The organism is Campylobacter sp. W0066.2, assembly GCF_024723515.1.
In the GTDB taxonomy this organism is placed as follows: Bacteria; Campylobacterota; Campylobacteria; order Campylobacterales; family Campylobacteraceae; genus Campylobacter_D.
Genome location: NZ_JANQCV010000002.1, coordinates 124,682 through 146,281, shown reverse-complemented (window position 1 = coordinate 146,281; position 21,600 = coordinate 124,682). Strand labels below are relative to the sequence as shown.

Annotated in this window: 15 protein-coding genes, 1 tRNA gene and 2 pseudogenes; 12 read left to right on the top strand and 6 right to left on the bottom strand. The window is 29.4% G+C overall.

Annotated elements, in window-relative coordinates:
- Positions 1-881: 881 nt before the first annotated feature.
- Positions 882-968: transfer RNA gene (locus CAMP18498_RS01580), tRNA-Leu, on the bottom strand.
- A gap of 157 nt (positions 969-1,125) precedes the next feature.
- Here CAMP18498_RS01580 and flgL point away from each other — a divergent pair.
- The gene (gene flgL, locus CAMP18498_RS01575) at positions 1,126-3,348 is read left to right on the top strand and encodes a flagellar hook-associated protein FlgL (RefSeq protein ID WP_337197018.1); all 2,223 of its coding nucleotides are present in this window, start codon (positions 1,126-1,128) and stop codon (positions 3,346-3,348) included.
- Between the two features lie 953 nt (positions 3,349-4,301).
- A pseudogene (locus CAMP18498_RS01570) lies at positions 4,302-6,230 on the top strand (DNA translocase FtsK); the annotation flags it as partial.
- On the opposite strand, the gene mltG reads toward CAMP18498_RS01570, so the two are convergent.
- The gene (mltG, locus tag CAMP18498_RS01565; protein ID WP_337197016.1) at positions 6,231-7,184 is read right to left on the bottom strand and encodes an endolytic transglycosylase MltG; all 954 of its coding nucleotides are present in this window, start codon (positions 7,182-7,184) and stop codon (positions 6,231-6,233) included.
- On the opposite strand from mltG, the gene CAMP18498_RS01560 reads away from it, so the two are divergent.
- From CAMP18498_RS01560 to CAMP18498_RS01515, 10 genes are all read left to right on the top strand, one after another.
- A complete protein-coding gene (locus CAMP18498_RS01560) occupies positions 7,171-9,672 on the top strand; it encodes a YhdP family protein (protein ID WP_337197014.1) in 2,502 nt (833 codons plus the stop codon). The two genes, mltG and CAMP18498_RS01560, sit on opposite strands and share 14 nt — an antisense overlap.
- 18 nt (positions 9,673-9,690) lie before the next feature.
- Positions 9,691-10,587, top strand: a complete 897-nt coding sequence (locus CAMP18498_RS01555) for a malate dehydrogenase (protein ID WP_337197012.1) — start codon at positions 9,691-9,693, stop codon at positions 10,585-10,587.
- A 176-nt stretch (positions 10,588-10,763) separates the two neighbouring features.
- On the top strand, positions 10,764-11,072 hold the full coding sequence (locus CAMP18498_RS01550) for a 4Fe-4S binding protein (protein WP_412175402.1): 309 nt from the start codon (positions 10,764-10,766) through the stop codon (positions 11,070-11,072).
- Positions 11,073-11,080: 8 nt separating this feature from the next.
- The gene (locus CAMP18498_RS01545) at positions 11,081-12,205 is read left to right on the top strand and encodes a 2-oxoglutarate synthase subunit alpha (RefSeq protein ID WP_337197010.1); all 1,125 of its coding nucleotides are present in this window, start codon (positions 11,081-11,083) and stop codon (positions 12,203-12,205) included.
- Between the two features lies 1 nt (position 12,206).
- Positions 12,207-13,052 (top strand): 2-oxoglutarate ferredoxin oxidoreductase subunit beta, encoded by an 846-nt coding sequence (locus CAMP18498_RS01540; RefSeq protein ID WP_039618372.1) that lies wholly within the window; start codon positions 12,207-12,209, stop codon positions 13,050-13,052.
- Positions 13,049-13,606 carry a 2-oxoacid:acceptor oxidoreductase family protein gene (locus CAMP18498_RS01535; RefSeq protein ID WP_337197008.1) on the top strand — a complete coding sequence of 186 codons (558 nt, stop codon included), beginning with the start codon at positions 13,049-13,051 and terminating at the stop codon, positions 13,604-13,606. The genes CAMP18498_RS01540 and CAMP18498_RS01535 overlap by 4 nt, the downstream gene beginning before the upstream one ends.
- 83 nt (positions 13,607-13,689) lie before the next feature.
- A complete protein-coding gene (locus CAMP18498_RS01530) occupies positions 13,690-15,399 on the top strand; it encodes an acetolactate synthase large subunit (protein WP_337197006.1) in 1,710 nt (569 codons plus the stop codon).
- Positions 15,396-15,863, top strand: a complete 468-nt coding sequence (gene ilvN / locus CAMP18498_RS01525) for an acetolactate synthase small subunit (protein WP_039628356.1) — start codon at positions 15,396-15,398, stop codon at positions 15,861-15,863. Before CAMP18498_RS01530 ends, ilvN begins: the two co-directional genes overlap by 4 nt.
- Positions 15,860-16,819 (top strand): UDP-3-O-(3-hydroxymyristoyl)glucosamine N-acyltransferase, encoded by a 960-nt coding sequence (gene lpxD, locus CAMP18498_RS01520; RefSeq protein WP_039641518.1) that lies wholly within the window; start codon positions 15,860-15,862, stop codon positions 16,817-16,819. Before ilvN ends, lpxD begins: the two co-directional genes overlap by 4 nt.
- The gene (locus CAMP18498_RS01515) at positions 16,812-17,036 is read left to right on the top strand and encodes a hypothetical protein (RefSeq protein ID WP_337197003.1); all 225 of its coding nucleotides are present in this window, start codon (positions 16,812-16,814) and stop codon (positions 17,034-17,036) included. The genes lpxD and CAMP18498_RS01515 overlap by 8 nt, the downstream gene beginning before the upstream one ends.
- A gap of 1 nt (position 17,037) precedes the next feature.
- Here CAMP18498_RS01515 and ccsA read toward each other — a convergent pair.
- The 4 genes and pseudogenes from ccsA to CAMP18498_RS01495 all read right to left on the bottom strand — a co-directional run bounded on the left by ccsA (position 17,038) and on the right by CAMP18498_RS01495 (position 21,440).
- Positions 17,038-19,689: pseudogene (gene ccsA, locus CAMP18498_RS01510) on the bottom strand (cytochrome c biogenesis protein CcsA).
- A gap of 30 nt (positions 19,690-19,719) precedes the next feature.
- Positions 19,720-20,319 (bottom strand): SoxW family protein, encoded by a 600-nt coding sequence (locus CAMP18498_RS01505; protein ID WP_337197001.1) that lies wholly within the window; start codon positions 20,317-20,319, stop codon positions 19,720-19,722.
- A gap of 56 nt (positions 20,320-20,375) precedes the next feature.
- Positions 20,376-21,194, bottom strand: a complete 819-nt coding sequence (locus CAMP18498_RS01500) for a formate dehydrogenase subunit gamma (RefSeq protein WP_337197000.1) — start codon at positions 21,192-21,194, stop codon at positions 20,376-20,378.
- Between the two features lie 84 nt (positions 21,195-21,278).
- Positions 21,279-21,440 carry a hypothetical protein gene (locus CAMP18498_RS01495; RefSeq protein ID WP_337196999.1) on the bottom strand — a complete coding sequence of 54 codons (162 nt, stop codon included), beginning with the start codon at positions 21,438-21,440 and terminating at the stop codon, positions 21,279-21,281.
- Positions 21,441-21,600 lie beyond the last annotated feature (160 nt).

The following is a 21,600-nucleotide window of genomic DNA, read 5'->3' as shown; positions in this document are numbered from 1 at the left end:
TGGTATATCTGCTTAGCACAGAGTAGTGATTATCTTAAAATGGGCTATTTTATAAATTTTAACCTATAAAACTCCAAAAAGAAAGCTTTAAAATACAGCTTAAAATTTCCATTTTACTAAACTTTTTATCAAAACAAAAAAAGGTAAGATTTTTTGAAAAAATTAACTTGTATTTTTTGGATATTTTTTATAACTTTAATAAAATGAAGATATATTTTAAGAAAAAATGAGAGTATTTTTAAGCTAGTGATCCAACTAATAAAATTTTAGTTTTTATAAAAAATAAAAAAGATAAAATCAGATTAATTTTTATTTTAATATCAATCATGATCACCTCCTTATAATTTATTAAAATATAAAAAGGATCGCAGCTCCAGCTAATCGCTAGCTTAAAAATACTAAGTAGTATAATTTTATAATAATTTTAAATTAAAATAATTTTTTTATATTTTTGATAAAAAGATTAAGATGTATATAAAATAATTTTTGCTTAATCCTAAAAGCAAAAAACCGAAAAAGCCGAGAAACCATTATTTTACCAATACTAATAATTATAAAATTTCATATGTTTTAATGGTTTAACTAATTTTTAAGTCTTATGAATAAAATAAATAAATTATAATGTATTTAGTTTATACTGTCTTCTTTATAATAAAAAAAGAAATAGAAAATGAATTAGCAATTGAATATAAAAAAGTAAAATGTATTTTTATTTTATTCTTTTTTAAATATTTTTATAAAAATGAATTTCTTTTTTAGATTATAATGATAAATTATATTATTTTAATATGGAGTGTTAAGAATTAATTTTTGAGAAAAAACCGCTACCAAAACCGCTCCCTGAGTTTTTTAAAAATTTTAGAAAACACTTTGAAAAGTAATGGTGCCCGAGGTCGGACTCGAACCGACACAAGGTTGCCCTTACCAGATTTTGAGTCTGGCGCGTCTACCAGTTTCACCACTCGGGCTTTTTTAAGATTTTAAATTAAAAATCATAGAATGTGAAATTATACTAAAAAAAAATTAAAGCAATATAAAAATATTTATATTGTAAATTAAAATATATTTAAAATTGGAACTTTTTTTGCTTGTAAATAATTAAAAATTTATTTGCGGAGCAAAACAATGAGAATTAGTAATCAGTATAACTACTACACTTCTATACAAAATTACACGGATGGTCAGTCTTTACTTAATAAATATAATTTGCAATTGCAAACAGGTCAGCTTATTCAGCATTCTTGGGAAAATGCAAATGTTTATATTAATGGTTCAAGATTAGAATATGAGATGGCAAATATTGGTCAGATTATTCAAGGAACCCAAGCAGCACAAGAAATGGCAAAAAATACTGATACGGCTTTAAAAAATATCACTGAGCTTTTGGAAAAATTTAAAACACTCTTAACAAAAGCTGCAAGCGATGGTAACTCTCAAGAATCAAGAGAAGCTATAGCAAAAGAACTCAAACTTGTAAGAGATTCTATTGTAAATATTGCAAATACTAGTATTAATGGGCAGTATTTATTTGCAGGGTCAAATAGTGCTAATATGCCTTTTGATAAATATGGAAATTATACTGGTAATAAAGATAATATTTTTGTAGTAAGTGGTGCTGGTACTCAAATTCCTTATAATATACCTGGTTGGGATTTATTTTTTAAACCTGATTCAAATATCAATAAGATTATCTCAACAAATGTTTCTTTCACTGATGCTCGTTATCCAGATAAAAAAGAATTTTTAACAGGGGAGTCTAAATTTTCACACTTAATAGGTCAAAACTATGTGCAAAATGGAGAACTTAAACCAGATGAGCATTTTGGTGATAGTTATGATGATAAACTTCCTTTTCCACATTCATCTATGTATATTCAAGGTGTCAGACCTGATGGTACAAGTTTCAAGGCTACTTTAGATATAGATCCTGATGCTAAAATTGAAGATGTTTTAGAAAATATTGGAAAATTATATGGCAATACAGAGGGGAATGAGGTTGTTAAAGTTGCATTAAATGATAGTGGCCAAATAGAAATAAAGAGTTTAAAAGAAGGAAGTAGTTCTTTAGATTTTCATGCTGTTGCTATGACACCACAGCTTCAAGATGCAGAGCAAATTAAAGATTTAAGCGAAGCTGCTAAAGCTGAAGGTATCAGCATGGATGAAGTTACCAATCGTATTATGCAAGCAGCGCATGGTGGAGATTTAAATAGTACCAAAAGTCCAGTTACTATTGAGGTAAATGGCAAGCAATTTACTGTAGATATACACAAAACAGATTTTATAAAAAGTAATATCAATGGTAATAAAACCAATGGAGCTGATTTTGATGTACCTTTTGAAAAAGATGGTAATACTGTTTTTGGCAATGTTTCTCAAGTGATTAAAGGTACTAGTGAGTATGCTACCGATAGTACAAAACTTAGTGAAGTTTTAGCAAATGCTGATGGAAGTATGAAAGGCCAAAAACTTGAAATGGAGATTACTTCTAAAAGTGGTCAAAAATACAAGGTTGAAATAGACTTAGAAAATTCCAAAGTTAGCTACCAAGATCCAAATGATCCTATTAAAACTATAAGTTTTCCTATTACCCATTCTCAATATAATGAAGCAACAGGAACTTCAGTAGGTATGCAAACAAGACCTGAGGATATTACTTATGGTCAATTAAATGATATTATAGGTATGTTTGCAAGTGATAAAGTACCGACTACTACAATCAATGCAAATGCAAACGGAACAATAAATAATGGTGATTTTCAAACTATTCAACAAAATATAAGTGATTCTAAAGATTTTGTTAATGTTAGTATGGACTATAAAGGCCGTATAAGTATTACCGATAAGTTTTCAACTAATACAAATATAGGTCTTACCATTAAAGATTCAAATTCAAATAGCGGCTTTCCCCCAGCAGGAGAAGTAAGCAATGGTTCAGGTTTTGTATTTAGTGCAAATAATTCTTTAACTATCGATGATCCAAATATTGATTTGATTAAAGATTTGGATGAGATGATAGATGCAGTTTTAAATGGTAGTATGAGGGCTGATTCAGAAGGAAGTGATCCTAGAAATACAGGTTTACAAGGTGCATTAGAAAGGATTGATCATTTACAAGATCATGTTAGAAAAATGCAAACAACCATAGGAGCTTACACTAATAATATAGAAGAAACAAATAAAAGAATGACTTTTTTAAATGTCAATGTTGCTTCAATAAAAAGCGGAGTAACTGATGCTGATTATGGACAAACTTATATGCAATTTATGCAAACTATGGTATCTTATCAAGCTATGCTTTCGGCTACTTCTAAAATTTCTCAAATGAGTTTATTAAACTACTTATAATTTTTGATATAATAGCTTTTTTCTTTATAAAAGGATGTATCATAAAAAAAGAAGCTATTTTTATCATTTCTAATGTTTTTATTTTTTATTTTTGTCTAAGTGCTTTGATACCCGATCAAGCTTTAGTAAGTATTATAGGGTATTCTTTAGCAAAACTTAGTTATTTTTTATTTGGATCATTGACTAAATTTTATCCTTTTGTCTTTTTTTGGTTTAATTATCTTTTATATAAAAATGATTATAACTTTGAACTTATTGAGCGTAGATTTAGTGTAGCTATCTTTACTTGCATTTTTGCTTCGCTTATTTTTGCTTCAATATTTTTGCAAGATAAAGGTTATATAGCTTCTGCTATGTTTGTGATTTTAGATGGACTTTTTGGAAAAATAGGTAGCTTAATCTTGGTGATTTTGTTTTTAGCTTTTGCTTTTAGTATTTCTTTTCCGCAAATTATCAAAGAAGTATTTAAAATAGATCTTGATTTTGATTTTTATTTAAAACTCGAAACTTTAATTAAAAATAAAATTTTTGGCTTTTTTGGTGGTGATAAGTATGAAAATGAAACCAAAGAAGAGCAAGAAAAACTTAAGCAAGAGCTTTTAATTAAAGAGAAAAAAGAAGAGCACATTAAAAAGGAAGATCTATCAAAACAAGAGACTCAAGAAAATAAAAAATTCAATCTTGAAGATTTGAAAAATCAAGAATTAGAAGAAGTGATAATTAGCGAAGAGGATAAAAAATTAAGCTCAAGTTATATTCATGAGCTTTCAGAACCTATTGCAAGTTTTGCTCAAAAAGCTAGTCAAGTAAATATAAAGGAAGATGAAATGACCCCTGAAGAGTATTTGTCAAAATATAAAAATAATAGTGAAGATATTTATACTCAAACTTTAAAAAGTAAAAATTTAGATGAGCCAAGTTATAAAAGACGTAATATGGACTTAAATGAAAACAAAGAAGAAGTGATAGAAGAAAATTCTTTATTTGCCAAAGAGCTTAAAGAGCGTGAGCAAATGCTACAAAAAGCTAAATTACTAGAAGAATACAAAGCTTTACAAAAAGAAAAAATTTTAGAAGAGCTTAATGAGGATTTTAAAAAAATTGAAGAATTAAACGCCATAGAAGCACAAAAAGAAGCTGAGTTTAAAAAAATTCAAAACAAAACTAGCTTTTTAGGGGTGAAAGATTTTAAAGATGAGGATTTTATCCCGCAAAATGAAGTAAAAGAGCTAGATTTTAGTGAAGATGATTTTGCTAAGCCTGTTAGTATAGAAGAACTAAGAAGTAAAAGAAACTATGAAAGCCCTTTTGTAGTAGAAGAAGTACAAAATGAAGTTAAAGAAGAAAAAGTTCTATTTGAGATTACCCAAGAGCCTATAGTGGAAGTAGTAGAAAACAAAACACACCATTCTATCGCTAATGAAGTGAGTAAAAATAAAGCCTTGTTGAAAGATCTTGACTTTGGAAATTTTGAAAAACCAAAAGATTTTTCTTTACCACCTTTAGATTTTTTAACCATGCCAAAAGAAGGTAAAAGTGAGATAAATGAAGAAGAGATTGATAGAAAAATTTATGATTTATTGGAAAAATTAAGACGCTTTAAAATAGGTGGTGATGTAGTTAGAACTTACACAGGCCCTGTTGTAACTACTTTTGAATTTCATCCAGCAGCAGATGTTAAAGTAAGTAAAATTTTATCTTTACAAGATGATTTGGCTATGGCTTTGAAAGCTCAAACTATAAGAATTCAAGCTCCAATCCCAGGTAAAGATGTAGTAGGGATTGAAGTGCCAAATGAAAAAATTGATACGATTTACTTAAGAGAAATTTTAGAAAGTGAGGTATTTAAAAATTCTAGCTCACCTTTAACTATAGCTTTGGGTAAAGATATAGTAGGCGATCCTTTCATCACAGATCTTAAAAAGCTTCCTCATCTTTTAATAGCAGGAACCACAGGAAGCGGTAAAAGTGTGGGGATTAACTCTATGCTTTTATCTTTGCTTTATAGAAATTCACCAAAAACCTTAAGACTTATGATGATAGATCCTAAAATGCTTGAATTTAGTATTTATAATGATATACCACATTTACTTACACCGGTAATTACTGATCCTAAAAAGGCGGTAAACGCTTTATCAAATATGGTAGCTGAAATGGAACGCAGGTATCGTTTGATGGCTGAAGCAAAAACTAAAAATATAGAAAATTACAATGAAAAAATCAAAGAGCAAGGTGGCGAAATCTTACCATTTATCGTAGTGATTATTGATGAGTTGGCTGATTTAATGATGACTGCGGGTAAGGATGTAGAGTTTTATATAGGTCGTTTAGCGCAAATGGCAAGAGCAAGTGGAATTCACTTAATCGTAGCTACACAACGCCCTTCAGTAGATGTTGTTACTGGTGTTGTAAAAGCAAATTTACCAAGTAGAATTTCTTATAAAGTAGGGCAAAAGATAGATTCTAAGGTTATTTTAGATTCTATGGGTGCTGAAAGCTTACTAGGGCGTGGAGATTGTTTATTTACCCCTCCTGGTATGAGTGGTTTAGTGCGTTTACACGCACCTTTTGCAAGCGAAAATGAAATTGAAAATATAGTAGAGTTTTTAAAAGCTCAACAAGTAGTAGAATATGATGAGAGCTTTTTAAAAGATGATAGCCAAGATGGAGCTTATAAAAGAAGTGAATTTGATGATGGAGATTTAGATGAACTTTATGAAGAGGCAAAGGCTGTGATCTTAGAAGATAGAAAAACTAGTATTTCTTATTTGCAAAGACGCTTAAAAATAGGTTACAACCGTGCAGCAAATATCATAGAACAACTTTCACAAACAGGTGTTTTAAGCGAACCTGATGCAAAAGGGCAAAGAGAAATTTTATAATTAATTTCTTATTGCCTTATTATGATCTTTTAAAGTAGAGGTAAAAATATGCTTATTGGTTTTTTTATCTCTTACAAAATACAAATATTCTGTTTTAGCAGGAAAAATAGCTGCCTTAATAGCTTCAAATGAAACATTACACACAGCTTCTTTTGGTATGCCATTAAATTTATAAGTATTATAAGAACTATTATCTGATCTTATTCTTCGCGGAGTAATTTTTTCATGAGAATATTTTCCATAATTTAGTGTTCCATCCATTTGAAGCTTCATACCTTTTCTTAAACGATTTCTAATCACAGATGAAACTATAGGCATTTCTTCATTACTCGCTGCTTCTTTTTGTATAATGGACGCTATAATGATATACTCATGCCATTTTTTTTCATTATATTCTCTAAAAATTTTATAAGAAAGTTTTTTAAATTCATTTGTAGAATAAGCCAAAAGATATTTTACTAAAAGCTCTTCTGTAATACCTTTTGGAATTTTATAAGTTTCAGGAAAAAGCATACCTTCTTTAAAAGGACTTTGTTTGTAAAATTCTTGCATTAAGGTTTTAGCATTTAAATTTAACTTTGGCGCTAATTCTTCAAAGAAAATTTCAGTCGTTTCTCCAGGAATTAAAGTAATAGTTTCAAGTGCTGCCTTAGCAACGGTAAGTTTATGTAAAAATTCAGCTCTATTTAGTTCTTTTGTGCCTATATTTATCCAGCCAGATTGTGGATGGCCCAAAAAATATAAAGTATATTTATCAATACTGCTCATTTTATAGTTATTTTTATCTAATTGCGTTATAATCTTGCTAACAGAACCTTGTGGTATAAAAACTACAGAGTTTGTTTTTATAGGTAAAAGTAGATAATAAAAAATGGATAAAAGAAAAATTAAAATCAAATCACAACATATTAAAAAAATTCTTAAATTTTTAGCATTACCTATGATATTTTTCATTGCTTTGTTTATTTACCTCAAAAATGGATTTTACATAGAAAAATTAGAATTTTCTTCTATTAATTTGGAGAAATTATATATTAAATTAGATAAAAAACTTATTTTAAATGCAAAAAAAGTCGTAGTAAATTCTCAAAGTCAAAGTACTCAAAATGAAACTAGTGCAAGTAAAGCTGTGCAGCTTATCAAAGATGTAAAATATATTTATTGGTTTTTTCAAGAAATCAATATTGATGAAATGTTTGTCAATAACTATCCCGTGGAGTTAATTTATAAAAATAATTTATTTTTTGTAAATAGTAAAAATCTTTTAGTAAAAGTGAATTTGAAAATTAGTGATAAAAATATACAAGCTAATATTGATGATTTTCTTTTAAAAGATCATAACCTTAGTATAGTCGGATCTTTACTTATCAATCCTAAGACAAAATTTTATACTTTTAAAGGTAAAATTGATAGTGATTTTTTAAAAAGTGATGTTAAATTTTCACTCAAAAGAGAAGAGATTGCTTATGAATTAGAAAATATCAGCTCAAATAATATTTCGCAAATTTTTGATATTTTAGTAGAAAATGGAGTGCATTTACCTTCTAATCTTGCTCTTTGGGTGGGCGGTAAGGTAAAGGCTGATTTTTATTTTATAGAAAAATTAACCGGTTTTGCAGACTTTGGAAAACATAGATACTATTTAAATGATATTAATGCTAAAGGTTATGTAAATAATTTAAAAGTAGTTTTAGATAAAGGCATAGATCCTATTGTAAGTCCTTTTGTAAGGCTTGAATTTGCCAAACAAAGACTTGATTTTATTTATGATGAATTGCGTTTTAATAATTATGATTTAGCTCAAAGCCAAATTTATATAGATAATATGCTAAATGAAAAAGCAGGAATTTATATACGCATTAAAAGTGATAATGCTAGAGCTGATTATAGGGTTAATAGAATTTTACTTTTATATGATATAAAATTACCATTTTTACAAAATAATGGTATTGCAAAGACTGATTTAACACTGAAAATTCCTTTTGATCATCCTGAGAAAATTGCTTATAATGGTAGTTTTAATATTATTAATTCAAATATAAATATAAGTGATTTTAAGATAGCTCAAGCAAATGTTACTTTAAAAAAAGATAAGCTAGATATACAAAATGCAAGTGTGCAAAGTAGTATGATTAATGGTGATTTTAATGCAAGTGTTGATTTGAAGCAAAAAAAAGGTGATTTTAAAACCTTTATAACAAACTTAGAACTACCACAAGAGAGCTTAAAAATGGAAAATAAATTTCTTGATTTAAGCCTTGATTTTGATAAAAATATTAGTTTATATAATAAAGAATTTACCACAACTTTAAATTTTGATCAAGGTATGTCTGTTTATGTTGAAAAACTTGCAAAATATAAAAATTATTCTAAATTAATGCAAAAAAATAAAGTACATGGCGGGGAATTATCTTTAAACACTTTGAATTTTCAAGATTTTAATGTAGATATTAATAATACTACTTTTGAATCATTTTTACTCTATAAAGATAACAATCCTTATGAATATGATAGTTTTAGCATAAAAATAAAAGGTGATGATTTTAATTTAACCAGTGCAAGTGGTAGTGTTTTTGCGCAAAAAGACAATGATGATGTAAATATCACTTTAAATAATATTAATTTATTAATTTCACAACAAGATACGGAAAATACTTTAGATACCCTTGAAAATTCAACTTATAATATTAGTGGGAAAAATATAGATTTGATTTTGAAAGATTTTAACAAAACCTTAGATTTTGATCAATTTGACGCTAAAATTAAAAAAGATTATTTAAAAGCTTGGGCAAATAGAAATGAATCTAAATTTGATTTTTTGCTTAAAGAAAATCAAATACAAATTAGAGCTTTAAAAATGGATGATGATTTTCTAAACACCTTTATGCATCAAAATGTTTTTGAAAAAGGTGAATTTAATCTTTATGTTGATGGTAATAGCACTGATTTTTTTAAAGGTAAGTTTTTATTTAAAGATACTTATTTAAAAGATTTAAAATTTCATCAACAACTTTTAAGCTTTATTGATACTATACCTAGTTTAATTTTATTTAAAGCACCTACCTTTAACGAAAAGGGCTTTAGTGTTGAAAATGCTGGTATAAGTTTTAACCGTAAAAAAGATCTCTTTGAGATAGACGCACTTAATTTTAATGGTGATAGTGCAGATGTGCTAGGTCAAGTTAAAATCAACTTAAGAAATAATCAAGTGGATGGTTTATTAGAGCTTAGAACGCTAAAATCAGCAAGTTCTGTTATTTCTAAAGTTCCTATTATCAATCAAATTATATTAGGTAAGGATAGGCAAATTAGTACACAAATTAAATTAAGTGGAACAGTGGAAAGTCCTGAGTTTAAAACTCAACTTATCGCACAAAGTTTGCAACTTCCTTATCATTTGATTAAAAATATTTTTGAATTGCCGGCTAATTTAGTGAAATAAATACAAAAAGGAGAAAAAATGAAAATCACTATTATAGGTGCAGGAAATGTTGGTGTAAGCACTGCTTATGCTTTGGTTTTAAGAGAGTTAGTTGATGAACTTGTGTTAATTGATATTAATAAAGATTTGCTTTTTGCTAGAGAATTAGAATTAAGTCAGAGTATAGCTGCTTTTAATTTTGATATTAAAATAACTTGTACAGATGATTATGCACACTCAAAAGATTCTCAAGTGGTTATTTTTAGTGCGGGAGTGGCTAGAAAGGAAGGTCAAAGTAGGGATGAGCTTTTTGCTATTAATGCTAAAATTATGCTTGAGTGTGCCAATAATATTAAAAAATTTAACAACGATCCTTTGTTTATTATAGTAAGCAATCCTGTAGATTTTTTACTGGATGCTCTTTATGAAAGTAAATTATTCTCATCAAAGAAAATCATTGCTATGGCAGGCGTTTTGGATAATGCTAGATTTAAATATGAAGTTGGTAAAAAATTAAATATAAAAACTTCTTATATAGATACTAAGCTTATAGGTTTTCACAATGATAGCATGGTTTTAGTAAAATCTCAAAGTAAAGTTCAAAACAAAGTATTAAGTGAGATGTTAAATAAACATGATCTTGTTCAAATAGAACAAGAAGTTAAAACAGGTGGTGCTAAAATTATAAAATATTTAAAAACTTCAGCATATTTAGCCCCTGCAAGTGCTTGTGTGAGGATGATAGAGGCTTTAAAAAGTGGAGAATTTTTACCAATATGTGTGATTTTAGATGGAGAATACGGTATAAAAGAAAAAGCTTTTGGTGTTATGGCAAGGATAAATCTTGATGGGGTGCTTGAAATTTTGGAGTTAAAATTAGACAATCAAGAACAAATTGCATTGGAAAATTCTCTCATTCAGTATAATTATAAATAATTTTTAGGAGTTTTTTACTCCTAATGTTACTTTGCGTTATAAATACCTATTTGTTTTACTTTATATTTTAAATAATATTTACTCATGCTATAAATTCGCTATAATAAAAAGTTTGTTTTAAAGATAACTTTTAATAAAAAATCATTAAAAATAATAAAATTTTGAAAGGAATATTAATGATAACCCCAGAAAATACACCGGTTTGGGTTGATGAAGCAAGATGTAAAGCTTGTAATATCTGTGTTAGTTATTGTCCAGCTGGAGTTTTAGCAATGAGAGATGAAATCAGTGCAGTTTTAGGACAGATGATAGAAGTGGTTCATCCTGATTCTTGTATAGGCTGTAGTGAATGTGAAAGTCACTGTCCTGATTTTGCAATTTTTGTTGCCAAAAGAGATGAGTTTAAATTTGCAAAGCTTACGCCAGAAGCCAAAGAAAGAGCACAAGCTGTTAAAGAAAATAAATATAAAAAATTAAACGCATAGGAAAAACAATGAGAGAAGTGATATCAACAGGTAATGTTTTAGTAGCAAAAGCTGCGATTGATTGTGGCTGTAAATTTTTTGGTGGTTATCCAATTACCCCAAGTTCTGAAATAGCACATGAATTAAGCCATATGTTACCAAAAAATGATGGTACTTTTATACAAATGGAAGATGAAATTTCAGGTATTAGTGTGGCTTTGGGTGCTTCTATGAGTGGTGTTAAGTCTATGACAGCAAGTAGTGGACCTGGAATTTCTTTAAAAGCTGAGCAAATTGGTTTGGGTTTTATAGCTGAAATTCCACTAGTAATTGTAAATGTTATGAGAGGTGGTCCATCCACTGGTCTTCCAACAAGAGTTGCACAAGGAGATTTGTTTCAAGCAAAAGCTCCAACACATGGAGATTATGCAAGTATAGCTTTAGCTCCTGCTTCATTAGAGGAAGCTTATACTGAAACTATTAGAGCTTTTAATTTAGCTGAAAAATACATGACTCCGGTATTTTTGCTTTTAGATGAAACCATAGGACATATGAATGGTAAGGCAAAATTACCTGATTTAGAAGAACTAGAAATTATTAACCGTAAAAAATTTACGGGAGATAAAAAAGATTATAAACCTTATGCGGCAGGGGAAAATGAAGCTGCTACGCTAAATCCTTTCTTTGAAGGTTATCGTTATCATATCACAGGACTTCATCATGGAGATATAGGCTTTCCAACAGAAGATGGAGCGATAGTAGATAAAAATATGAAAAGATTGTTTGGTAAGATCAAAAATAATGCCGATGAAATTTGCACTTATGAAGAGTTTATGTGTGATGATGCGCAGTTTTTAATCATTGCTTATGGTAGTGTTGCAAGATCTGCTAAAGAAGCTATTTTAAGACTTAGAGAAGAGGGTTTAAAAGTAGGGCTTTTTAGACCTATTACCCTTTATCCAGTAGCTGAGAAAAAAATAGCTCAAGTGGTATCTAAATTTGAAAAAGTTATGGTAAGTGAGCTTAATATGGGGCAATATTTAGAAGAAATTCAAAGAGTAAGTAAAAGAGATGATTTTATTAGCTTACACCGTGCAAATGGTCGTCCTATAACCCCGAGTGAAATTATTGCTAAAGTAAAGGAGAATATGTAAAATGGCTTTTAATTATGATGAATATTTAAGAGTAGATAAACTTCCAACACAATGGTGCTGGGGTTGTGGGGATGGCGTTGTTTTAAAAGCTATTATTAGAGCTATTCAAAAACTTGGCTGGAATATGGATGATGTTTGCTTAGTTTCTGGTATAGGTTGTAGTGGTAGAATGAGTTCTTATGTAAATTGTAATACAGTGCATACTACCCATGGTAGAGCTATTGCCTATGCAACAGGGATTAAACTAGCAAATCCTAAAAAACATGTAATCGTAGTAAGCGGAGATGGTGATACGTTAGCAATTGGTGGAAATCATACCATCCATGGATGTAGAAGAAATATAGATTTAACTCATATTTTAATCAATAATTTTATTTATGGTCTTACAAATTCACAAACTTCGCCAACTACCCCACAAGGCTTTTACACTGTTACTGCTCAAGCAGGTAATATAGATCCAAATTTTGATGCTTGCGAGCTTACTAAAGCTGCAGGAGCTTCTTTTGTAGCAAGAACAAATGTTATAGAAGCAAATAAGCTTGAAAATATCATTTTTAAAGCTTTATCGCACAAAGGTTATAGTTTTGTAGATGTATTTTCAAACTGCCATATTAATCTTGGTAGAAAAAATAAAATGGGCGAAGCTGTAAGCATGCTTGACTGGATTAAAAATCGTTGTGTTGAAAAGTCTAAATTTGAACAATTAGACTATGAGCAAAAAGCAGATAAATTTCCTACAGGAATTTTACACCAAGATGAAAGTAAGGCAGAATACTGCGAAGCTTATGAAGAAGTTAGAAGAGCCTTGAAAGAAAAAAGAATGGTTGATTTAGGAGCATTAAAATGAAATATCAATTAAGATTTTGCGGTGAAGGTGGGCAAGGGGTTATCACTGCAGGTGAAATTTTAGCTAAAGCCGCCATTAAAGAAGGGCGTAATGCCTTTAAAGCTTCTACTTATACTTCTCAAGTTAGAGGTGGGCCAACTAAGGTTGATATTATCATTGATGAAAATGAAATCTTTTTTCCTTATGCAGTAGAAGGTGAAGTTAGTTTTATGCTTTCAACTGCTGATAAGGGTTATCATAGTTTTAAAGATGGTGTTAGTGATGGCGGTATTATAGTTATAGAGCCAAATTTAGTTCATCCAAGTAAAGAAGATTATGCAAGATGGAAAATTTTTGAAATTCCTATTATTACTATAGCTAAAGAAGAAGTAGGGAATGTAGCTACTCAATCAGTTGTTGCTCTAGCTATAGCTGCTTATATGAGTAAATGCATTGATATTGATGCGTTAAAACAAACTATGCTTGATATGGTACCTGCTAAAACTAAAGAGGCAAATGCAAAAGCTTTTGATTTAGGTATAGAATACGCTAAAAAAGCACAAGTAGTTTCTTGATTTTTCAAGAAACTCTCCTTATAAAATAATATTTATTAAATTATCGTTATAATATTTTCCATTTTAAGCAAAAAGGTAAAATAATGAAAGAGCTAAATGGCTCGCAAATGATTTGTGAAGCATTAAAAGAAGAAAATGTTAAAGTAGTTTTTGGTTATCCTGGTGGTGCGGCTTTAAATATTTATGATGAAATTTATAAGCAAACTCATTTTAAACACATTTTAGTAAGACATGAGCAAGCGGCCTTACATAGCGCTGATGCTTATGCTAGAATGAGTAGTGAGGTTGGTGTGGCAGTAGTTACAAGTGGGCCTGGTTTTACCAATACAGTTACAGGTTTAGCTACTGCTTATAGTGATTCTATACCTTTGGTTTTAATTTCAGCTCAAGTTGCAAATTCTTTAATAGGAACTGATGCCTTTCAAGAAATCGATGCTATAGGTATTTCAAGACCTTGTGTAAAGCATAATTATTTAGTGAAAAATATCGAAGAATTACCTAAAATTTTAAAAGAAGCTTTTTATATTGCTACAACAGGTAGAAAAGGGCCTGTGCATATTGATATACCTAAAGATGTTACTGCTGCTATAGGTAAATGGCATTATCCTAAAGAAATTTCTATGAAAACTTACAAACCAACCTATAAAGGAAATATCAAGCAAATTAAGAAATTAGTAAGTTTGATTAAAAATGCTCAAAAGCCTTTATTTTACCTAGGTGGAGGTTGTATAGCTTCTAATGCTAGTGATGAATTAAGAGAATTAATTCATTTTTGTCAAATTCCTGCAGTTGAAACCTTGATGGCTCTAGGAACTTTAAGAAGTGATGATGAGCTTAATTTAAAAATGGCAGGCATGCATGGGAGTTATTGTGCAAATATTGCTTTAAGTGAGTGTGATTTACTCATTGCTGTGGGTGCTAGGTTTGATGATAGGATTACTGGTAAAACAAGTGAGTTTGCCAAGGGTGCAAAAATCGTTCATATTGATATAGATCCAAGCTCTATTTCTAAAATTATTGAAGCGCATTTTCCTATAGTTGGCGATATTAAAAGTGTTATTTTAGATACCTTAGAAGAATTAAAAAAAGAAAGTTTTGATAATACAAAATATCAAGAATGGTTTAAAACTTTACAAAGATATCAGCAATTATATCCTTTAATCTATGAAGACAGTGATGAAGTTTTAAAACCTCAATGGGTTATAGAAGAATGTGCTAGATTAGCTCCTGATGCAAGGATAATTACTGATGTAGGGCAACATCAAATGTGGGTAGCGCAATTTTATCCGTTTAATTACGCAAGACAACTTGCAACAAGTGGTGGGCAAGGAACTATGGGGTATTCTTTACCAGCTGCGCTTGGAGCTAAATTAGCTGTGGGTGAAGAAGTGGTGGTAAATTTTGTAGGTGATGGTTCTTTTTTAATGAATATACAAGAGCTAATGACAGCAAGTGCTTATGGAATCAAAGTGATTAATATCATTTTAAATAATTCTTTTTTAGGCATGGTAAGACAATGGCAAAGTATGTTTTATAAAGAAAGATTTTCTAATACAGATTTAACAATCCAGCCTGATTTTGTCACTATTGCTAAAGGTTTTCATTGTGAGGGTTATAATGTCTTTAGTAAAGAAGAATTTCAAAAAGCTTTCAAAGCAGCCTTAGAATCTAAAAAAACTTGTGTTTTAAATGTATCCATAGATCGTTATGAAGATGTATTACCTATGGTACCTGCAGGTGGAGCAATTTATAATATGATTTTACCTAGCTATAAAAACAAGGATAAAAAATGAAAAGAAGAGTAATTTCTGTCATTGTATTAAATGAGCATGGGGTATTATCACGCGTTGTTGGACTTTTTTCAGGACGTGGTTATAATATAGAATCTCTTACAGTTGCACCACTTGATGATAAAGAATTTTCAAGGATAAATATTGTCACTTTAGGTGATGAAAAAGTTTTTGAGCAAATTATTAAACAACTTCATAAACTCATACCTACTTATAAGGTAATTGATTCTAGTGATTTTATAGAAAAAGAAACAGCTTTGGTAAAGATTGCTTTAAATGAAAATTTTGCAGGCTTAGATGCTATATTAAAAGCTTATAATGGCAGTGTAACCTATAGTGATGATGAGTTTATTATAGTAATGGCAAGTGATAATGCAAAAAATATCGATAACTTTTTAAAAACTATGAAAAAGTATAATCCTATTAGTGTAGTTAGAAGTGGTTCTATTTTAATGGAGGTAAAATGAAAATTAGTGAAATTGCTAAATTTTTAGGTATAGAATATTGTGGAGATGATATAGAAATTACAGCTTTAAATTCATTAAATAATGCAAGTTTTACTGAACTTAGTTATTGCGATGGAGAAAAAAACTCTAAAAAAATTGCAAGTAGTGGAGCTGGGGCTATATTAATCTCAAAAGAATTTGAAAATTTAGTTTCAAAAGATTGTATTAAGTTAGTTGTTGATAATCCACATTTATCTTTTGCACTTTTAAGTAAGCTTTTTGCTAAACCTTTAATTTCTAGTGAAAAGAAAAATTCTAAAATCGCTAAAAGTGCTAAGATTATGCCAAATGTTTATATAGGTGAAAATGTCCAAATAGCTGATCATGTAGTGATAATGGCAGGAGCTTATATAGGTGATAATGTAAGTATAGGTGAATATACTATAATCCATCCAAATGTTGTGATTTATAATGACACTAAAATAGGTAAAAAATGTCATTTACTGGCAAATTGCGTTATAGGTAGTGATGGCTTTGGTTATGCGCATACAAAAAATGGCGAGCATTATAAGATTTATCATAATGGGAATGTTATTTTAGAAGATTTTGTAGAAGTTGGAGCTTGCACGACTATTGATAGAGCGGTTTTTGAAAGCACTATCATAAAGCAAGGCACAAAGATTGATAATCTTGTTCAAGTAGGGCATAATTGTGAAGTAGGAGAGAATTGTCTTATAGTGGCTCAAAGTGGAATTTCAGGCTCAAGTATTTTAGGTAAAAATGTCACTATGGGTGGACAAAGTGCTACAAGTGGGCATTTAGAAATAGGAGATTTTGCTACTATAGCTGCAAGAGGTGGGGTCACTAAAAATTTAGAAGGTGCTAGGGTTTATGGTGGTTTTCCTATTATGCTCCAAAAAGATTGGTTGAAATTTCAAGCAAAAATTATCACAGCTTTTAGGGATAAACATGAGTAAAAAAGTATTTAAAACTATAGAATTACATGGTAGTAAAAGTGGAGAAATAAGTCTTTGTAATCTTTCTAATCCTTATGGTATAGGAAGCAATGATGTCTTAAGTATAGGTGTGACTTTAAAAAAAGAAAATGGAATAGATTGGAAAGTTCATATTCCTTATGAAAATTTAAAAGATCTTATTCTAGCACTTCAAGAAATAGAAAAAAGTAAAGCCTAGTTTAAAAACTAGGCGTATTTAAATCCCGTTTTCTTCCTGCACTTACAATCAAAACATACACAAAAGTTGGTATAGGAAAAGCATCGCCATTTGCATAAGAATGAAGCCCAGAAAGGTAAAAATTTACTCCAAAATAAGTCATTAATATACTATAAAAGGCCAAAATACTAGCACTTGCAAAAACAAAAATAAAATAAGCTTTAAAAATAAATCTTAAGTGTAATACCATGGTATAAACTACAATAGAAATCAAAGCCCAAGTTTCTTTTGGATCCCAACCCCAATATCTTCCCCAGCTTTCATTGGCCCAAACTCCACCTAAAAATTTCCTATTGTAAGCATTGCAAGCCCTATTATCATAGACATTTCATTAACGCAGTGTAGTTTGGTAATGTTTAAATCTATGTTTTTCTTTTTACCTCTTAAGGTAAAAAGAAATAAACTTAAAATTCCTACAATAAAACAAAGTGCTAAAAATCCATAGCTTGCTGTTATAATAGAAACATGAATATTAAGCCAATATGATTTTAAAACAGGTATTAAATTTCCAATTTGAGGATCCATAAAGCCAAGATGAGCTACAAAAAGTGAAATACCTGCTAAAAAGCTCGCACCACATAAAGCCAAGAGTGATTTTCTAAAAAATATCACAGCGCTTATCGCACAAGCAAAAGCTATATAAATCATACTTTCATAAGCATTACTCCAAGGAGCATGCCCATCTACATACCAACGAATGATTAAAGCTAGTGCATGTATGATTACACATATACTTAAAATGATGTAAAAAAATCTATACACAAAGGCAGATAAAGAAATATTTTTTAATATAGTATAAAAACTTAAAAAGAAAAACACTAATGCAAAGCTAATATAAACAAAAGTTAGATTATCAAAGATATTATAATGATTAAGCAGTATTTCAAGATCTAATCTTTCTTTTGACGGTAAAACACTGCTTCCATAGTGATTTTGAAAATCTTTTAAAGATTGTAAAATTTCATTTGCATCTTGCCATTGACTATTTTCAATACCATTGCGAACTTGTAAAAAATAGTTAACTAAAAGCATTTGTAAACGCTCTACATCTTCTTTTGCAAAAGGTAAAATTTGCACCGGAGAATACCACTTTAAACTTTGCTCATTAATATCAGGAAAAATAGTTAAAGCTTGATCACTATAAATATAATATGCATGATTTATTTTTTCATCTAAGGCTAGCAAATCTTTATCAAAGCTAGTTCTTAGTGAGGGCTTTTTGCGGTTAGCTTCCTCAACATAATTACTAAGTTATATACCCCATTATCAAACACATCATCAAATGCTATGTATTTTTCATTTATATCTGCGCCTATTAATTCTCTTAGCTTACTTGTTTTTGTAGCTATCATTTTGATTTTTCTAAATTCTTTAGGATAAATCATCATTGCTAGAAAAATTTGATCATAGTGAAGATTTAAAAAATTTTCTTTTTGAGTGATTTTATAAACAAATTCCATTGCCAAAGTATCTAAAGGTTTGATTCTACCATTATGATCTTGTACAAGTAATCTTGCAAAATTTAAAGAATGTTCATAGGAATTTTTTGCAAATTTGAGATTAAATTTAAAATTTCATTTTTATTTTCTTGTGCAAAAAGCGGAGTTTGTAAATTTGCAAAAAGCAAAATAAACAATACAAAACTTTGGCCTTTTTTTAAATAAATGCTTAAACGATGAAATCTTGAGTTTTTATCAAATAAAACCCATAAAAATCCTAAAATCAATAAAGCATAACCTATATAAGTAGGAATTTTACCAGGATCTTTATTGACTGAGAGTATAGTGCCTTGTTCATCTTGATCATAAGAGCTTTGAAAAAATCTATATCCACCATAATCAAGAACATTATTCATAAAAATATCATAAGCTAGATTAATATTATTTTGCTCATCTATGATTTGAATTTTTGAAGTGTAAGAAGATGGACTCATAGAACCTAAATAACGCTCTAGTATAAAATCTTTCAAGTGTAACGCAAAAGGAAGTTTAATTTCTCTTGGCCCCCAATTGATAGTAAAATCTTTTCCCTGTAAGTTAAAATGCACTGCTTGTTTGTTTGTAAAATTTGGATTTAAGATTATTTGTGTATTTGCTTTTTGATAATTAATATTTAATTTTAAGCTAGCAGGTGTAATAGAATCTTTTTGTGGAGTGTATTTGATAGAGCTTATGATCAATTTTTCGCCATTTAAGTCAATCGTTTTTTCAAAATGCTTTTGAGTTAGCGGGGTAAAGCTAATAGGAAATTCAAAACTAACATTAGCATCAAAATCAGTAATTTTTATAAATTCTTCTCTAGTAACTATGGTACTCGAGCTTTGATTTTCTCTTATATGCATTCCGCCTTCTAAGCCAAAATATCTAGTAAGTCTAGCGCCGATTAAAATCACTATAAAAGATAAATACAAAAGCAAGATAGAGTATTTTTTCTTTTGAAAAAGCTTGTTGTAAAATATCACTCCGATTAAATTTAAACCTAGTAACAAATGTAACATATCAAACCAAGCATTATTATAAATCAAAGCTTTAGCCGCGCTAATACCAAAATCATTTTCTATAAAGGTTGCCACAGCGCAAGCTATGGCATATATGCTCATTAGTAAAAAACTCATCGCAAAAGAAAAAATACTGCATTTTAACCCTTAAATATTATTTTCTTTATAAAAATGTATGAGTTTTTGTGCTATGGTCGCTTCGTCTAAATTTTGATTTTCCTTTTGGTTTAAAAACTGCATTGTAGCACTTAATCTTTTTGCGCTAATAAAACCAGGATAATTTAGCAAAGTTTGGCTGTTTTTGTTTAAAATTACAATAGTAGGGGTGGCCACTATATCATAAATACTAGAAAGTTCAGCTGTACTTAAGTCACTTTTATGGTTTTTATAAAATGTATGAATTTTTTTATAGCTTATATTTATATAATATGAGCTATATTTGTCTTTTATAAGTTCTTGTGTTTTTTTATCATTTTTAATTTCTTCTTTTAATTTATCACAATAAAGACAGTGATTTGCGCTGAAAATGATTAAAATGTTTTTATCATCACTTTTTATATTTGTATTATCTTTAAATAAATAGGCTATTTCTTCATAAGATTTTTTATCTAAATCATTTGCTTTTTGTAAATTTTCTTTAGAAAATTGTGTACCGCTTGAGATTAAATTAGAATCAAGTTTTTCTTCATTAGAACAAGCTATAAAAAAAATACTTAAAAAACTAAATGAGAGTATTGTTTTAAACATTTAAAATCCTTGAAAAAATTAAGAAAAGTCCTTATTCGCTATTATAGCGAATAAGGTTATAAGATAGTGTTAAAGAAAGTATAAAGCATTAAAAATAAAAATACCAAACCAGTGATTAGCATTGCAAATCCTGCAAGTTTAGCTAGCCATTGATATGCTTTGAAATTACTTTTATTTTCATATAAAGTGCTTAATTTTCCACTTTCTTTTAAGCGTTTATACCATACGCTTCTTTCTTGTTTAATCTCTTCTTCACTAATACTTCCTGAAAAAATCACCATATCCATAGGGAATCGATCTGCTCTAAAATGCGTATTAAAGAAGTGAATTGCAAAAATAAATCCTGTAGCAAGTAAAGCTTCATCAGAGTGAAGTAGGGTTGCTAAGTTGATTGCTTCACCTGGTAAAAATTTACCAAAGAAAGCAGGAAACCATAAAATAAGCCCTGAAATACCAATGATAAACATACCCCAAAATACTGCTAGATAATCAAATTTTTCCCAATAAGTCCAGCGGTCAAATTGCGGTCTTGGTCCAAAACCAAAAAACCATTTAAAATGATCTTTCATATCTTTAAAATCTTGCCAATTTGGCATTAAAGAATCATACCCAAAAGTAGCTTTTAAAACTTTCATAAAGCTTATTTTGCCAGTTATTGGATCCCTTGCTACATCACGGCGTTTCCAATTTACAATGATGATTTCTCCAATGTGAGAGAAAAATACTGCAAACATTACTATAGCTGAAATATGATGTATGGTTGCAGCGTTAATGATATCTCCGCCCATTAAATCAATCATAGATTTAGCCCGCGCTGAATCATAGAATTTTTGCGGTAAGCCCGAGAATGCAAGACCCAAAAAGCTAGTTGCCATAAAGAAATGTTGAATTCTATGGAAAGTGCTAAATCTTCTTACTCTTACTTTATCTTCATGTGCTGCTTTTCTTACTTCTTTCCATTATTTAGGATATTTTATACGCATAGCAATTAAACGCAAGCACCAAAGTATAGTATGGGCTTCAAAGAAAACAAATACAGAAATCACTAAAATAGTCATGAATATATAAGCACCATGTAATCCAGGGTATTTTTCGCCATCGCTATGATCAGCATGTGCCATCCAATTTACGAAATTTTCATTTGCATTTGGGTGGCATGATTTGCAAGTTTGAACACGGTTAATCGGCGAGAGAGTTGAGCTTCTTTCACTTGATTTTAAACCATGACAATCAGAACAAGTGTTTCACCTGGTGTACTTAATACCATACCTTTACCATGGA

Excerpts from the sequence above, each read along its gene's own strand:
- CAMP18498_RS01540 (WP_039618372.1), top strand. The coding sequence starts at position 12,207 with ATGGCTTTTAATTATGATGAATATTTAAGAGTAGATAAACTTCCAACA.
- CAMP18498_RS01500 (WP_337197000.1), bottom strand. The coding sequence starts at position 21,194 with ATGGCAACTAGCTTTTTGGGTCTTGCATTCTCGGGCTTACCGCAAAAA.
- CAMP18498_RS01560 (WP_337197014.1), top strand. The coding sequence starts at position 7,171 with ATGATATTTTTCATTGCTTTGTTTATTTACCTCAAAAATGGATTTTAC.
- lpxD (WP_039641518.1), top strand. The coding sequence starts at position 15,860 with ATGAAAATTAGTGAAATTGCTAAATTTTTAGGTATAGAATATTGTGGA.
- flgL (WP_337197018.1), top strand. The coding sequence starts at position 1,126 with ATGAGAATTAGTAATCAGTATAACTACTACACTTCTATACAAAATTAC.
- CAMP18498_RS01550 (WP_412175402.1), top strand. The coding sequence starts at position 10,764 with ATGATAACCCCAGAAAATACACCGGTTTGGGTTGATGAAGCAAGATGT.
- CAMP18498_RS01535 (WP_337197008.1), top strand. The coding sequence starts at position 13,049 with ATGAAATATCAATTAAGATTTTGCGGTGAAGGTGGGCAAGGGGTTATC.
- ilvN (WP_039628356.1), top strand. The coding sequence starts at position 15,396 with ATGAAAAGAAGAGTAATTTCTGTCATTGTATTAAATGAGCATGGGGTA.
- CAMP18498_RS01545 (WP_337197010.1), top strand. The coding sequence starts at position 11,081 with ATGAGAGAAGTGATATCAACAGGTAATGTTTTAGTAGCAAAAGCTGCG.
- CAMP18498_RS01505 (WP_337197001.1), bottom strand. The coding sequence starts at position 20,319 with ATGTTTAAAACAATACTCTCATTTAGTTTTTTAAGTATTTTTTTTATA.
- CAMP18498_RS01555 (WP_337197012.1), top strand. The coding sequence starts at position 9,691 with ATGAAAATCACTATTATAGGTGCAGGAAATGTTGGTGTAAGCACTGCT.
- CAMP18498_RS01515 (WP_337197003.1), top strand. The coding sequence starts at position 16,812 with ATGAGTAAAAAAGTATTTAAAACTATAGAATTACATGGTAGTAAAAGT.
- CAMP18498_RS01495 (WP_337196999.1), bottom strand. The coding sequence starts at position 21,440 with ATGGCACATGCTGATCATAGCGATGGCGAAAAATACCCTGGATTACAT.
- mltG (WP_337197016.1), bottom strand. The coding sequence starts at position 7,184 with ATGAAAAATATCATAGGTAATGCTAAAAATTTAAGAATTTTTTTAATA.
- CAMP18498_RS01530 (WP_337197006.1), top strand. The coding sequence starts at position 13,690 with ATGAAAGAGCTAAATGGCTCGCAAATGATTTGTGAAGCATTAAAAGAA.